Below are 14428 nucleotides of genomic sequence, written 5' to 3' on the forward strand. Positions count from 1 at the left end.
CCAAGTGAGCTAAAATATATAGCTAGATCAATGGGTTAATAAGATGTAGAAGAATCGCGGGGGTGCAGCCGGTCGACTGGAGAGACTCATGACAGAGCAGAACAGATTGCCCTGCACGCTTTTCGAAGAGGCGATGCCCCACAAGTCGCTGCGTCCCAGCCACCGGAAGGTCATGGAGCAGGTCGAGCGCTGGGCCAACAGCACAGGCCTTCAACCGCCCAAATCCCAGCCTCCGGTGCCTGAGAAAGCAGGCTAGGGCTTCGCGAAGGGAGAGGCCTTTGCCGATGGCGTAGAGGCGGATCGGTGTGGTTTGCGGGAGACGATGCGAAGCTTGCGCCTGAGCCACCACGCAAATACGGAGACGGCGGCCCATGCCAGGATGGCCGCGACGAATGCGCCGATCGCGGTTGTCCAAACCAGGGCGCAAAACACGGCAGCGAACGCTGCGAGACCGATACTTCCAAGGCCGGCGCCCGCAGCATCGAGCGCCGCCGCCTGCTGTCCGCGCCGCCGCCCGCTCAGACCGGCCTTCTCCTTGGCGTGACGCTGGTGGCTTTCGACAAGCGTCGCGCTCGCACAGAAGATGGCTGGAAGCGCGAGAAACAGCCCGCCGACAGAGGGGCCGAAACGCGAGCCGAGGACTCCCGCGAGCACTGTCGCGAAGCCGCCGAGTCCGAAGCGAACGGCGTATTCGTACCAGCGCGTCTGCTTCAACGCCGATGAAGACAGTTTGACCAGCATCAGGCCGCACCTCCGAAGCCCGCGAGCAGACCGAAGGCGACCACGAGCCAAACGCCAAAGGCGAGGATCGTGGCGGGGAGCGCACCGAGACGAAGCCTCATCAGCAACTGACAGACGGCGAAGCTGTAACAGGCGAGGGCGACCGCGCCATAGATCATCGTTCGGCTTTCGGCCGCGGCATAATGCGGGCCGTGTTGGACGACGGCGATGCCAAGGGTGGCCAGCGCAACCGACGGCGCCGCGCCCAGAAGCCCGGCAAAGCTCTTCGGCCGAAGCATGTCGCTGAAAATGGCGAACACGGAGACGATCAGGCCGCCGGCGACGAAGCGCAGCAGATACTCGGTCATGGCGGCCCCCGCCGGTTTTCGCTCCCGCCCCGCGATCCGCTGAGCGTCCATGGCCGCAACAGCCTCTCCACGGCCGCGCCAAGCGCGAAGCCCGCGACCACGTCGCTCGCCCAATGCGCGAGCACCGCAATCCGTGTCAGCGACAGCGCGACGGCAACCGTGCGCACCAACCGACGCGGCGTCTTCGGCAGCAAGCCCGCCGCGGATGCAAGTGCGCCCATATGAACCGCGTGGCCGGAAGGGAAAGCGTCACGCGCCCGCCCTGAGATCGGAACTCCATGCCGGTGCCCGCGCAGGGTCAGCCGGTCTGGCCTGATCTGATTGAACACGGATTTCAGGAGATGAGGCAAAACGGCAGTCGCTATCGAAACAGCGAGAACGTGGTTTGCAACGGGCCGCTGTTGCGGATGCCGAAGATGAGCATAGAGCCACCCCGCTGCGGCCAGCCCGAGCAGCACGTGCTCGTCGGCAGCCCAAGTCACCACCTGTGCTGTGTGCTCCAGTCCTGAGTTGGTGTTCTCCGCGATCTCGCTTGCGAGCGCTGTATCGATAGGGGTGGGTTTTACTGTTACGAAAGCCATCAAACTGCCATCAGCGAGATATTCTCCATGACAGTTTTATAAATTTTATATGACAGTGATGGTTCCTGCGCTTCCGTCTCTACCGGCCCGCCCCGACGCTGCAGCGCTACGGCTGTCCCGAACCTCCGGCGGCGCCATAGACTTGGCCGGTCGCATAGCTCGCGTCGGTCGCGGCAAGCTGCACATAGATCGAAGCCAGCTCGACGGGCTGGCCGGGGCGGCCGAGCGGTGTCATGCCGCCGAACTTCTCGAGCTTCTCCATCGTGGCGCCGCCGGAGACCTGGAGTGGCGTCCAGATCGGTCCCGGAGCGACGCCGTTGACACGAATGCCCTTCGAGGCGAGCTGCTTCGCCAGCGATTTCACATAGTTCATCGTCGCCGCCTTGGTCTGCGCATAATCGTAGAGGTCGGCTGAGGGATCGTAAGCCTGCTCGGACGTGGTGCCGATGATGCAGGAGCCGGGCTTGAGATACGGCAGCGCAGCCTTGATGATCCAGAACGGCGCGTAGATGTTGGTTTTCATCGTTGCGTCGAAGTCTTCCGATGAGACGTCGAGAATGGAGGCACGTGTCTGTTGCCGGGCCGCGTTGTTGACGATGATGTCGAGGCCGCCGAGGCCCTGCGCGGCCTGTTCGACCAGCTTCCCGCAGAAGGCTTCCTCCCTGAGGTCGCCCGAGATCGCAAGTCCGGTACGCCCTTCCTTCTGGATCAGCGCGATGACCTCCTGCGCATCCGGCTCTTCCTCCGCCAGATAGTTGATGGCGACGTCGGCACCTTCGCGCGCGTAGGCAATCGCGGCGGCGCGGCCCATGCCGGAATCGCCGCCCGTGATCAGCGCCTTGCGACCGGCGAGGCGGCCGGAGCCCTTGTAGCTGGTCTCGCCGTGGTCCGGACGGGGCTCCATCTTGCCGGCGAGGCCAGGCCAAGGCTGCGACTGCTTCTTGAATGGCGGCTTCGGATAGCGGCTGACGGGATCGACCAGTTTCTGCTCGGCCATGGACGTGTTTCCTTTCGCTGTCGAAGAAGCCAGCGAAGCAGCCGCGAGCGTTGCGCTTGCCGCTTGGACGACGTGCCGGCGGGATACTGAAGACTTGTCTTGATGCGTCATGAGAGCCTCCGCGATTTTGCGATCTCAATGCGCGGAGAGAAGCATCGTTGCAAAACGAGGACGCCGGCGTGGCCGGCGTCCTCGGAAGACGTTTTACTTGGCGGACTGACCGACGCTCGGCGCCTTGCCGAGCTCCTTGGCCATGTCGAGGTGATGCTTGAGCGCCGGCAGCGTCTTGCCGGCCCAGTCCTTTAGCTCGGAATTATCGCCTCCCTTGGCATAGCGTTCGAACAGGGACACGGCGTCCTCGTGAGCGCTGACCTGATAGGAATTGTAGTCCGAGCTGAAGTCCTTGCCGTTCGCGCCCTTGAGCTTGTCGAGCTTGCTCTGGTGCGAGCTGTCGAGTGCTGTCGGGAGGGTTGCCTGCACCTTGCCGCCGCTGACAAGGCCCTTCAGTTCACCGCTGGTCTTGGTGTGGTCGCTCACCATCTGCTGCGCGAAAGTCTTCTCCTGCGCGTTGCCCTTCTGCTCGGCGAGCTTGCTCGATTCGATCTCGAACATGTCGCTGATGGCGACCTCCTTGACGAAGTCGGCCGTCGCAGGCGCGACGCCGAGCGCCGAGTTGACGCCGGTCTTCTCGCCAAGCGACTGCGCGAAGACGGGGCCCGCGAGAAGCACGCAGGCGGCTGCGATAATCATTCGTTTCATGGTCAGGTGCCTCCGATTGAGCGCGCAGCCTCTCGCCGCGCGACGTTGCGCCGACCAACACGCCGCGGGGGACGAGGTTCCTAACGGCTAATCTGCGGGACGCCGCCCGGTGCGCGGATTGATGGGATCGGTCGGCTGGCGCCGGAGCCGTTCGGGCAGAAACGGTTCGGTCGGCACGGCCGTGGCCTCGGAACGCACGTCTGCATGGCGTTGTGCACGTTCATGCGGCGTCCGGTTGTCGTTGATCTGCCGCTTCACATCGAGGCCATCGACGGGATCGTTGACGCCGTTCTGGATATCGCGGAAATCGCTCATGGTTCACCTCATTCCTTTCCAGGCAGGATCTTTTCCAACATTTGCCGTGCCGCGCCCTTGATCATTCCGCTCTCGTTAGGATCGCCCTTGATCAGGGCGAGCGAGAAATTCTTGGCTTGCTGCAAGGTGATGTGCGGCGGCAGCGGCGGCACCTCGGGGTCGGTCTTCACCTCCAGCACCACCGGCATCGCGCTCGCCAGCGCCCGCTCCCAGGCCGAGCCCAGCAACTGCGGGCTGTCGACGTAGATGCCGGAGAGGCCGATCAACTCGGCAAAGCGCGAATAGGACACGTTTGGGATACGCTGCGATGCCTCGAATTTTGGATCGCCGTTGATGATGCGTTGCTCCCAGGTCACCTGGTTGAGGTCTTCGTTGTTGAAGACGCAGACGATGAAGCGGGGGTCCGTCCAGTCGCGCCAGTACTTCGCGGCGGTAATCAACTCGGCCATGTTGTTCATCTGCATCGCGCCGTCGCCGACGAGTGCAATCACGGGGCGGTCGGGATGGGCATATTTCGCGGCGAGCGCATAGGGCACCGCGGCGCCCATCGAGGCGAGGCCGCCGGAGAGCGAGGCCGTCATGCCGCGGCGCATCTTCAGGTCCCGTGCGAACCAGTTGGCGCAGGAGCCGGAATCGCTGGTGATGATGGCGCGGTCAGGCAGGCGCGGAGACAGCTCCCAGGCGACGAGCTGCGGATTCACCGGTGCTGCGGGCTGATGGGCGCGGTCATCCAGCGTCTTCCACCATTTCGCGACGTCGTCCGCGATACCTTGGCGCCAGGCGCCGTCGCTGTTGGGTTTCAGTCGCGGCAGCAGGGCGCGTAGCGTCTCGGCGGCGTCGCCGATGAGACCGACCTCCATGGGAAAGCGGATCGACATCATGCTGGCGTCGATGTCGATCTGCACGCCGCGCGCCGCCCCTTCCTTCGGCAGGAACTCCGAATAGGGAAAGGCCGAGCCGACCATCAGCAGCGTGTCGCATTCCATCATCATGTTGTAGCTGGGCTCGGTGCCGAGCAGGCCGATCGAGCCGGTGACCCAGGGCAGGTCGTCGGGTAGCGCAGCCTTGCCGAGCAGTGCTTTGGCGCAGCCGGCTGACAGCCGGTCGGCGACCGCGATCACCTCCTCGGTGGCATGAAGCGCGCCCGCGCCGATGAGCATCGCGACCTTCTTGCCGGCGTTGAGAACTTCGGCGGCACGGTCGAGGTCAGCGTCACGAGGCTTGATGCTGGGAGCGCTATAGCCGATGCCCGAGTGCAGGGTGCCATGAGCGCGCGGCGGCTCCTCGTAGGGCTCCTCCTGGATATCATTGGGCAGGATGATCACCGTTGGCGTCCGCCGGGCCAGCGCGATCCGGATCGATCGATCAATCAGATGCCGGATCTGCGCTGGCGAGGACGCCTGCATGACATAGGCGCCAGCCACATCCTTGAACATCGAGACGAGATCGAGTTCCTGCTGATAGTGCCCGCCCAAGGCATTGCGTGCCTGCTGACCGACGATCGCGAGCACCGGCTGGTGATCGAGCAGCGCATCGTAGAGCCCCGTGATCAGATGCGAGGCGCCGGGACCTGAAGTTGCGATGCAGACTCCGAGCTGGCCCGAGAATTTCGCATAGGCGGTCGCCATGAAGGCGGCCATCTCCTCATGCCGTGCCTGGACAAAGCCGATCTTGCCCTCAGCACGTTGAAGGGCCCCGAATACGCCGTTGATGCCGTCGCCGGGATAGCCAAAGAGGTGGCGCACACCCCATTGATGGAGACGCTGAACGATGAAGTCGGAGACGGTCTGGGACATCGTGGGCCGCTCTTCGTTTCCGGAGACTGGAGTTGGGGAACTGAAGTTGAGAGAACCGCCTGTTTCAGGCGATGTTCCTCAACTCGCGCGGAACAAGCTGGAACGATCACTCACTTATCCGGGTTGTCTCCACACTGGCTGAGTGGAGAATTGAGATGTTGAATCAAGGCGAACTGGACCAAAACGAGATGGGCCGTTTGATCGGCAGCGACAAGGTCGAGGGAACATCGGTCTATGGCGCCGATCGCAGCAAGATCGGCTCGATCGAGCGTGTGATGATCGACAAGGTCAGCGGCAAGGTGTCCTACGCCGTGCTCGGCTTCGGCGGTTTCCTGGGCCTCGGCAACGACCATTATCCGCTGCCGTGGCAATCGCTGAAATACGACACGGAGCTTGGCGGTTATGTCACCGGCATTACCACCAAGGAACTGGAAGGCGCGCCGAAATACGGCGAACGGAGTGATTGGAACTGGGGTGATGACGCCGCAGTTCGCGGCATCAACTCCTACTACGGCGTCCCCTTCGCTTAGGGGTTTCACGGAAAGGGAGTTCAATGAGCAAGGAAAGGCCGAACGACGATCCCCGGCAGCAGAGCGACTGGGGTTCGCACAAACAGACGGACAAGCCCTGGAAGGGCAATCCGGAGAAGGACCAGGGATCGGACGAGGTAAAGCCCGATCTCGAAAAATGGCATGAAACCAATACGCACTGAGCAAAGTGCACGATACGGAATGCGAGATGAGCGCGGCACGCACGGTGCCGCGCTTTTTTTTGAGGCAGTGCAATCACGATGACGGTCTGGCTGTCGGAAGGCCGGAACCATGCCCGGGGGCTGTCGTTGGGCTCGCGGCGCGCGGGCCGGCCTTGGCCGCTCCGCCGCCGTTTTTTAGTCTCGGGAAAGGTGGTCGCCGTGGATGCTCAGACACGCGAGCGTGGGCCGTCCGCGGAACAGCCGCGGAGGACGAAGGAAGCTCCGAGGACATCTCCTGACCAGCCCCGCGACGCCAAGGAGCAGACGCCGGCGAAGACGCCATCGCTGCGGGAACGGCTTCGCGAGCATTGGCTGCTCGCCACGGTCGGCGCCGTCGTGCTGATCGCCGCGCTTGTTGGCGGCCTGCTCTACTGGCTTCAGGTACGTCACTACGAATCCACCGACGATGCCTTCGTCGCCGCGCGCAGCTTTTCCGTTGCCTCGAAAGTCGGGGGCTACGTCACCGACATCCCGGTCACGGACAATCAGCATGTCAATGCGGGCGAGCTCATCGCCAAGATCGACGAACGCGACTACCGGATCGCCGTCAGCCAAGCCAACGCGCAGGTTGCCGTCTCGAAGGCCAACATCGACAATGTCGAGGCCCAGATCGTTTCACAACAGGAACAGATCAAGCAAGCCGAGGCCCAGCTCGAACAGGCGCAGGCCCAGCTGCAGTTCTCGCAGGAGGAGTTCAAGCGCGCGGAAGATCTCGTCGAGAAGGGCGCCGGCACCGTGCAGCGCCAGCAGCAGACCCGCTCCGATCTTCAGGCGCAGCAGGCCAACACCGAGCGCGCGAAGACGGCCGTGACCGCGGCGCAAGTCGGTATCAAGACGCTGCAAGCGCAGCTCGAAGGCGCCAGGGCGCAGCTCGAGCAGTCGCAGGCGCAACTCGACCAGGCCAAATTGAACTTGCAGTACACCAGCGTGACCGCCGCGCAGTCCGGCCGGGTCGTCAAGCTCTCGGGTGCGAAGGGTACTTTCGTCACCGCGGGACAGAGCCTGATGATGTTCGTGCCTGACGAGGTCTGGATCGTCGCCAACTACAAAGAGACGCAGCTCGCCGACATGCGGCCGGGCCAGCCGGTCGAGATCCGCATTGACGCCTATCCCCACCATAAGCTGACCGGTCATGTCGAGTCGGTGCAGCCGGGTTCGGGCACCGCCTTCAGCCTGCTGCCGGCGGAGAATGCCACCGGCAATTACGTCAAGGTGGTGCAGCGCGTGCCGGTGAAGATCGTGGTCGACACCTGGCCGGCCGATCTGCCGGTCGGCCCCGGCATGTCGGTCGTGCCCTGGACCAGGGTGCGATGACGGACGCCGTCGAAGGCGGCGCCGCAGGCGGCTGGTCGCCGGAGCGCTCGGCGGCGGGCGGTCATAATCCCTATCTGATCGCCTTCGTCGTCTCGATCGCGACCTTCATGGAGGTGCTCGACACCACCATCGCCAATGTGGCGCTGCGACACATCGCGGGCAGCCTCGCGGTCGGCATCGACGAAAGCACCTACGTCATCACCAGCTATCTCGTTGCCAACGCCATCGTGCTCTCGATCTCGGGCTGGCTGTCGACCGTGATCGGCCGCAAGCGCTTCTACATGATCTGCGTCGCGACCTTCACGCTCTCCTCGCTTTTGTGCGGCTTCGCCTGGAATTTGCAGTCGCTGGTGCTGTTCCGCATCCTTCAGGGCCTTGGTGGCGGCGGCATGGCGACCAGCGAGCAGGCGATCCTCGCCGACTCCTTCCCGCCGCAGAAGCGCGGCCAGGCCTTTGCGGTCTATGGCGTCGCCGTCGTGGTCGCGCCGGTGATCGGCCCGACGCTCGGCGGCTGGATCACCGATACCTATACCTGGCACTGGGTGTTCCTGATCAACGTCCCGATGGGGCTGCTGTCGCTGTTCCTGGTCGGCACGCTGGTCAAGGAGCCGTCGGGCGCGGAGGAGGAGAGGGAGAAGCTGCTGAGCAAAGGCCTTCGCGTCGACTATGTCGGCTTCCTGCTGGTCGCGATCGGGCTCGGCTCGCTCGAATACGTGCTCGACGAAGGCCAGCGCAATGACTGGTTCGGCTCCAATATGATCGTGTTCTTCGCGGTGCTTTCAGCTGTGTCCCTGCTCGCGCTGATCCCATGGGAGCTGACACGTGAGGATCCCATCGTCGATCTCCGCCTGCTCGGCCGCCGCCAGTTTGCCGCCTGCTTCCTCGTCATGCTCGGCACCGGCGCGGTACTTATCTCCACGACGCAGCTTTTGCCGCAGCTGCTCCAGACCGAGTTGAATTATACGGCGCTGCTCGCCGGCCTCGCCTTGTCGCCCGGAGGCGTCGCGACCCTGGTGCTGATGCCGGTGGTCGGCCGCCTCGTCGGCAGCGTGCAGCCGAAATATCTGATCATGTTCGGCGCTGCCATCGTCGCGTTCTCGATGTGGCATCTCACGGGGCTCACGGGCGACATCACCTACGGCTATGCCGCGCTGTCGCGCATCTTTCTCGCCCTCGGGCTGCCTTTCCTGTTCTTGCCGGTGACGACCGCGTCCTATGACGGCGTGCCGCCTGACAAGACCAACCAGGCCTCCGCGCTGATCAACGTCGCCCGCAACATCGGCGGCTCCATGGGCGTGGCGCTGGCGCAGACCGTCCTGGCGCAGCGCCAGCAATTCCACCAGAGCCGGCTGATCGAGCACGCCGCGCCGTCGGACCTCGGCTACCAGCAGACCATCGAGACGATGACCCGCTTCTTCCAGGCCCAGGGCTCGAGCGCCAGCGATGCGGCCTCGCAGGCGGTCGCCTGGGTCGGCCGCATCTTGCAGCAGCAGGTCGATTTGCTCGCCTATATCGACGTGTTCTGGACGCTCGCCATCGTCGCCCTGCTGATGATCCCGACGGCGGCCGTGCTGCGGCCAATCAACCTGAGCGCGCCTGCGCGGGGACATTGAGCCAAACGCCGTTCGGAGAGAAAGGGTGACCGCCGCGCAGGAGTCCGGCTAGACTGGCCGGAACACCAAGCAAGACTCCGGGAGGTAACTTACGTGAAGACCGCGATCACCGAACTGTTCGGCATCGAGCACCCCATCATCCAGGGCGGCATGCATTTCGTCGGCTTTGCCGAGCTGGCTGCAGCCGTTTCCAATGCGGGCGGGCTCGGCATCATCACCGGTCTCACGCAGAAGACGCCGGAATTGCTCGCGAAGGAAATCGCACGCTGCCGCGACATGACCGACAAGCCGTTCGGCGTGAACCTCACCTTCCTGCCAACCTTCGCCGCGCCGCCTTATCCGGAATACATCGCGGCCATCGTCGAAGGCGGGGTGAAGAGTGTGGAGACCGCGGGCCGCAGCCCGGAAGCCCACATGCCCGCGCTGAAGGCTGCTGGCATCAGGGTCATCCATAAGTGCACTTCGGTACGGCACTCCCTGAAGGCCGAGCGTATCGGCTGCGACGCCGTCAGCGTCGACGGCTTTGAGTGCGGCGGACATCCGGGCGAGGACGACATTCCCAACATGATCCTGTTGCCGCGCGCGGCGGAGGAGTTGAAGATCCCGTTCGTGGCGTCCGGCGGCATGGCCGACGGGCGCAGCCTCGTCGCGGCGTTGTCGCTTGGCGCGGCCGGCATGAACATGGGCACGCGCTTCATCGCCACCAAGGAAGCGCCGGTGCATCAGAACGTCAAGAACGCGCTGGTCGCGGCGACCGAGCTCGACACCCGCCTGATCATGCGGAGCTTGCGTAACACCGAGCGTGTGCTGAAGAACGCCAATGTCGACCGCCTGCTCGAGATCGAACGCGAGAAGGGCGACAAGCTGAAGATCGACGACATCCACGATCAGGTCGCGGGCGTCTATCCCAAGATCATGCTGGACGGGCAGATGGACGCGGGTGCCTGGAGCTGCGGCATGGTCGCCGGCCTCATCCACGACATCCCCACCTGCAAGGAACTCGTCGACAGGATCATGGCTGAGGCGGAAACCATCATCCGCAGCCGCCTGATGGGGTTCCTTGAAGGGACGGGTGCACCGCGAAAGGTCGCCTGACACTGCAAACTTCTTAACCACGGCGGCAGTTGACCGCTGGAAATGCGCGCGACGCCTCCCAAATAGAGGTAAATTACTTCTTAACAATCAATTTCAGGAGGCGTCCGTGGTCCTGAACAGCGTTTCTTTTTCCGTTGCCGTTGCCCTCGTGCTCGCATGGGGCGGCGTCGCGCGTGCTGACGACTACAAGCCCAGTGAGTATCTCGGCCTCGATCTTTCGAAGGCGGTGATGTCGCCGAAGCGGCTTGGGCCCGAAACCCAATTCGCGCCGGTCGCGCTGGAGGCGCGCGGCGGCAACGAGGCGCAGGCGCGCGCCGAGCCGGTCGACGTGCCGAAGAAGGTCGCCGCCGAACGCGTGCGCGTGGCGGAGCCGAAGGTCGCGCAGGCCAAGCCCGCGCAGCCGCGCGGTGCAGCCCGCACCAGGCTCGCGCATCGCCACGGCAATCCGCTCGACGCGCAGGCGAGCGATACCCGTATCCAGACCTGGCCTTGCCGCAGCGGCGGCATCTGCAACTGGAAGCACTAGCTCAGTTCCGCGCCGTCATCCGCACGTCGTAAAACCGTAGGCCCACGGTCAAGAAACCGTAAGCCGGGAGTCAAACGACGCAGGCACCTTCCGTCGCGATTCGACGAAGGTTTCCTGAATGGCATCGCTCCGCGCCTCGCGCGCCTGGACTCGGCGGCAATTCCTGGTCCGCTCCACCTCCAGCCTCGCCGTCGCCGCGCTCGCAAAGCCACATCTCAGTCGTGCCGCCGACCGTCCACAGATCGCAGGCGGGATCCAGTCCGGCGACGTCTCGAATGGCTCCGCCGTCATATGGGCGCGCGCCGACCGGCCGGCGCGGATGCAGGTGGAATATTCGACCGTGGAGAGCTTCAAGAGCGTCATCGCGTCGGTTTCGAGCGACGCGTTGCCGGATGCCGACTTCACCTCAAAGCTGCAGCTCGCCGATCTGCCGCCCGGGCAGGACATCTTCTATCGTGTGCGCTTCGACGATATCGCGAGCGGCATCGCCGGCGAAAGCCGCATCGGCCGTTTCCGCACTGCACCGGCCGCGGGCCGGTCGATCTCGTTCCTGTGGTCCGGCGACACCGCGGGCCAGGGCTGGGGCATTGACACCGCGCGCGGCGGCTATCGCAGCTATCGCACCATGCGCGACAACCGCCCGGACTTCTTCATCCACTCCGGCGACCACATTTACGCCGACTGCACGATTCCCTCCGAGCAGAAGCTGCCGAACGGCGAGACCTGGCGCAATGTCGTCACCGAGGAGAAATCCGAGGTTGCGCACACGCTGGCGCAATTCCGCGGCAATTACAAATACAACCATCTCGACGAGCATTTTCGCGCCTTCCACGCCGAGGTGCCGATGTTCGCCCAGTGGGACGACCACGAGGTCACCAACGACTGGTCGCCGACCGGCAGCCATGACGAGGCCGGCTACGAGGACGACGGCACCCCGCGCCTGGTCGCACGCGCCCGCCGTGCCTTCTTCGACTTCATGCCGATCCGCGACATCGGCACGCGAAAGGGGCGGGTCTATCGCAAGATCTCTTACGGCCCGCTGCTCGACGTCTTCATGGTCGACATGCGCAGCTATCGCGACGACAGCTGGAATAAGGGCAGCGACCACCGCGGCTGGATTTTTGGGGCCGAGCAGCTCGCCTGGCTGAAGCGTGAGCTCGCGGCCTCGCGCGCGACCTGGAAGGTGATCGCGGCCGATTTGCCGATCGGCCTGGTCAGCCTCGATGCGGTCGCGCTCGGCAATGGAGCGCCCGACCGGCGGGAGCACGAGATCGCCGATCTTCTCGCCTCCATCAAGCGCGCCGGAATCCGCAACATCGTCTGGCTCACCGCGGACATGCATTACACGGCCGCGCATTACTACGATCCGAACAGAGCGCAATTCCAGGACTTCGAACCGTTCTGGGAATTCGTCTCCGGCCCCCTGCACGCCGGCACCTGGGGCCCGGGAGAGCTCGACGACACCTTTGGCCCGGTCGCGATGTATCAAAACGGGTGCAGCCCGGCGCAGGGCGAAAATCTGGCCCCCTGCTTCGGACTCCAGTTTTTCGGCAAGGTCGACATCGACGGTAGCTCGGGAGTAATGACCGTGACCCTGAAGGATGTCGACGACCGCGACCTTTGGTCGGTCGACATCGTGCCGCAGCCACAGGCGCGCCAGGCCGTGGTGGCGCAGCATTCATAGCCGCTAACCCGATCTTGATTGGCCGCCCCGCGCCTCCCGCGCTATAGTGGTCCTTCCCGCCACCTCTTTTCCATCACCGAAGAGTCTGCTCACGCGGCATCGCCGCGCGCATCCGGCGGGCCGAAATATTTCAGGAGTTGACCCATGGATAATCTCAAGACACAGGGCATCAGCATGCCCAAGCTCGGCCTCGGCACCTTCCGCATGCAGGGCGATGCCTGCCGCGCTGCAGTCGAGAGCGCGTTGTCGATCGGCTATCGCCATATCGACACCGCCGAGATGTATGCCAACGAGGAGCCGATCGGTGCTGCGCTCGCCGCGGCTGGCGTGCCGCGTGGCGATCTGCATGTCACGACAAAGGTCTGGCACGAGAATCTCGGCCCCGATGCCGTCCGCCGCGCCTTCGACGCCAGCCTGAAGAAGCTTCGGCTCGACCACGTCGACCTCTATCTCGTGCACTGGCCGTCGAAGGCCGCGAACTGGGGCGCGGTATTTGAGACCTTGATGAAGCTGAAGGAGGAAGGGCGCACCCGGGCGATCGGCGTCGCCAATTTCACCACGGCGCTGCTCAAGATCGCGGTCGAGGACATCAAGGCGCCGATCGCCTGCAACCAGATCGAATATCACGCGATGCTCGATCAAGCGAAAGTTTTGGCCTATCTCCAGGCCAAGTCGATTCCGCTGGTCGCCTATTGCCCGTTGGCACAGGGACGCGTCGCATCTGATCCGGTGCTGGCCGAGATCGGCGCCAGGCACAACGCGACCGCCGCGCAAGTCGCGCTGAAATGGCTGCTGGATCAGGATGGCGTTGCTGCGATCCCGAAGGCCTCGCGCCTTGAGAGCCAGCAGGCCAATATCGACGCGCTGAAAATCAAGCTCGACGAGGCCGACCGCACCAAGATCGCCGCGCTGCCGAAGGACAGGCGCTGCGTCAATCCCGGCTTCGCGCCGGCATGGGACTAACTTCGCCGAAGGTGTCGAACACGCAAAGAAATGGCCCCGTGAGGGGCCATTTCCGTATTGCGTTGCGCATTAGTCCCAGTGGTGACGGTGACCACGCTTGACCACGACGATCCGGTCGTGATGATGCCAGCCGCGATGCCAGCCGTGGTCACGATGCTCGCGCATTTCGGCGCGGGCGCCGTAGCCGTGATGATGGCCGTTCCTGATCACCACCGTCTCCGCATTTGCCATCGTCGGCGCAACGATCGCGAACGCGCCGAGAGCCGCAACCACATAAGCAAGTTTCTTCATGATGTCCTCCTCCAACTCAGTGCACAGGAAAACCGCGCATGTGCGGGAACGTTCCGCAAGAATCGCAGGAGATTTCTGAACGGCTGTTCAGGTGGTTAATCGCAGCGTTGTTGTGAAAGTGTTGGCGCGCCGGTCGCGACGTATTTGCCGTCCCTGATCGTGTACTCGCCGCGCTCGCTGCGATTGTAGATCGCGCGCAAACTACCTTGCTTTGACAGCAGCAGCCCGAACTCACGGGTCTGGTGCAGCGAGGGGAAGTAAACCATCACATTGAGCAGACCCTCGGTGCCGACCGTGACGGACACCACTTCGTTCTCGTCCTTGGCCTCGCCGAAATTGCGCCGGTACATCACCCTTCCGTCGTTCCGGATTTCGTAAGTCAGCACCGCGCCCTTGTCGCGGTCGGGCCGAGCCGCGCAATCGACCGCCCATGAGCCGAGCAGGCCCCATTGCTCGACCGTCGCCGCAAGCGTCTCGGCGCCGGCCGCGGGCGCGAATGCAAACCACAGCAGCGCCGCCGTGATCCAGCGGCTCAAACAACGCGTCATGTTCTGAAAAGCCCCGCTTCCAATAATGCCGAAGTGTAGCATCCCGCGCGCGATCGTCCACGCAGACCGCCATTCGCGCGCGAATTTGATCCGCGTCAATGAGGCCG

At 63.9% G+C, this 14428-nt stretch carries 18 protein-coding genes; 9 read left to right on the top strand and 9 right to left on the bottom strand.

What is annotated here, in order from left to right:
- The first annotated feature begins 88 nt into the window (after window positions 1–88).
- On the top strand, window positions 89–256 hold the full coding sequence (locus IVB31_RS22840) for a hypothetical protein (protein WP_247327849.1): 168 nt from the start codon (window positions 89–91) through the stop codon (window positions 254–256).
- Here the strand turns inward: IVB31_RS22840 and IVB31_RS22845 are convergent.
- The 7 genes from IVB31_RS22845 to IVB31_RS22875 form a co-directional block, all read right to left on the bottom strand.
- Window positions 253–741, bottom strand: a complete 489-nt coding sequence (locus IVB31_RS22845; RefSeq protein WP_247327850.1) for a hypothetical protein — start codon at window positions 739–741, stop codon at window positions 253–255. The two genes, IVB31_RS22840 and IVB31_RS22845, sit on opposite strands and share 4 nt — an antisense overlap.
- Window positions 741–1088, bottom strand: a complete 348-nt coding sequence (locus IVB31_RS22850) for a DUF3147 family protein (RefSeq protein ID WP_247327851.1) — start codon at window positions 1086–1088, stop codon at window positions 741–743. The genes IVB31_RS22845 and IVB31_RS22850 overlap by 1 nt, the downstream gene beginning before the upstream one ends.
- Entirely contained in the window at window positions 1085–1669 is a 585-nt protein-coding gene (locus IVB31_RS22855; RefSeq protein ID WP_247327854.1) for a phosphatase PAP2 family protein, read from the bottom strand. Before IVB31_RS22855 ends, IVB31_RS22850 begins: the two co-directional genes overlap by 4 nt.
- A gap of 106 nt (window positions 1670–1775) precedes the next feature.
- On the bottom strand, window positions 1776–2666 hold the full coding sequence (locus IVB31_RS22860) for an SDR family oxidoreductase (protein ID WP_247327855.1): 891 nt from the start codon (window positions 2664–2666) through the stop codon (window positions 1776–1778).
- A 204-nt stretch (window positions 2667–2870) separates the two neighbouring features.
- Complete coding sequence (locus tag IVB31_RS22865; protein ID WP_247327856.1) at window positions 2871–3425, bottom strand: DUF4142 domain-containing protein; 555 nt, start codon at window positions 3423–3425, stop codon at window positions 2871–2873.
- An 87-nt stretch (window positions 3426–3512) separates the two neighbouring features.
- Complete coding sequence (locus IVB31_RS22870) at window positions 3513–3740, bottom strand: hypothetical protein (RefSeq protein ID WP_247327857.1); 228 nt, start codon at window positions 3738–3740, stop codon at window positions 3513–3515.
- Between the two features lie 8 nt (window positions 3741–3748).
- Complete coding sequence (locus IVB31_RS22875) at window positions 3749–5536, bottom strand: thiamine pyrophosphate-requiring protein (protein WP_247327858.1); 1788 nt, start codon at window positions 5534–5536, stop codon at window positions 3749–3751.
- A gap of 155 nt (window positions 5537–5691) precedes the next feature.
- On the opposite strand from IVB31_RS22875, the gene IVB31_RS22880 reads away from it, so the two are divergent.
- The 8 genes from IVB31_RS22880 (at window position 5692) to IVB31_RS22915 (ending at window position 13482) form a co-directional block, all read left to right on the top strand.
- On the top strand, window positions 5692–6066 hold the full coding sequence (locus tag IVB31_RS22880; RefSeq protein WP_247327859.1) for a PRC-barrel domain-containing protein: 375 nt from the start codon (window positions 5692–5694) through the stop codon (window positions 6064–6066).
- 23 nt (window positions 6067–6089) lie between these two features.
- Window positions 6090–6248, top strand: coding sequence for a hypothetical protein (locus IVB31_RS22885; protein WP_247327860.1), 159 nt, complete (start codon window positions 6090–6092; stop codon window positions 6246–6248).
- A 198-nt stretch (window positions 6249–6446) separates the two neighbouring features.
- Window positions 6447–7601, top strand: a complete 1155-nt coding sequence (locus IVB31_RS22890) for an HlyD family secretion protein (protein WP_247327861.1) — start codon at window positions 6447–6449, stop codon at window positions 7599–7601.
- Window positions 7598–9214, top strand: coding sequence for a DHA2 family efflux MFS transporter permease subunit (locus IVB31_RS22895; protein ID WP_247327862.1), 1617 nt, complete (start codon window positions 7598–7600; stop codon window positions 9212–9214). The genes IVB31_RS22890 and IVB31_RS22895 overlap by 4 nt, the downstream gene beginning before the upstream one ends.
- 93 nt (window positions 9215–9307) lie before the next feature.
- Complete coding sequence (locus IVB31_RS22900) at window positions 9308–10309, top strand: nitronate monooxygenase family protein (RefSeq protein WP_247327866.1); 1002 nt, start codon at window positions 9308–9310, stop codon at window positions 10307–10309.
- Window positions 10310–10415: 106 nt separating this feature from the next.
- On the top strand, window positions 10416–10835 hold the full coding sequence (locus IVB31_RS22905) for a hypothetical protein (protein ID WP_247327869.1): 420 nt from the start codon (window positions 10416–10418) through the stop codon (window positions 10833–10835).
- Between the two features lie 118 nt (window positions 10836–10953).
- Entirely contained in the window at window positions 10954–12519 is a 1566-nt protein-coding gene (locus IVB31_RS22910) for an alkaline phosphatase D family protein (RefSeq protein WP_247327873.1), read from the top strand.
- 144 nt (window positions 12520–12663) lie between these two features.
- The gene (locus tag IVB31_RS22915; RefSeq protein ID WP_247327878.1) at window positions 12664–13482 is read left to right on the top strand and encodes an aldo/keto reductase; all 819 of its coding nucleotides are present in this window, start codon (window positions 12664–12666) and stop codon (window positions 13480–13482) included.
- A gap of 69 nt (window positions 13483–13551) precedes the next feature.
- Here IVB31_RS22915 and IVB31_RS22920 read toward each other — a convergent pair whose 3' ends face one another.
- Together IVB31_RS22920 and IVB31_RS22925 are read right to left on the bottom strand one after the other, a co-directional pair.
- Window positions 13552–13773: a hypothetical protein gene (locus IVB31_RS22920; RefSeq protein ID WP_247327880.1), complete on the bottom strand. Its 222-nt coding sequence runs from the start codon at window positions 13771–13773 to the stop codon at window positions 13552–13554.
- A 95-nt stretch (window positions 13774–13868) separates the two neighbouring features.
- On the bottom strand, window positions 13869–14321 hold the full coding sequence (locus tag IVB31_RS22925; protein WP_247327882.1) for a hypothetical protein: 453 nt from the start codon (window positions 14319–14321) through the stop codon (window positions 13869–13871).
- Window positions 14322–14428 lie beyond the last annotated feature (107 nt).

This window comes from Bradyrhizobium sp. 21 (genome assembly GCF_023073335.1).
In the GTDB taxonomy this organism is placed as follows: Bacteria; Pseudomonadota; Alphaproteobacteria; order Rhizobiales; family Xanthobacteraceae; genus Bradyrhizobium.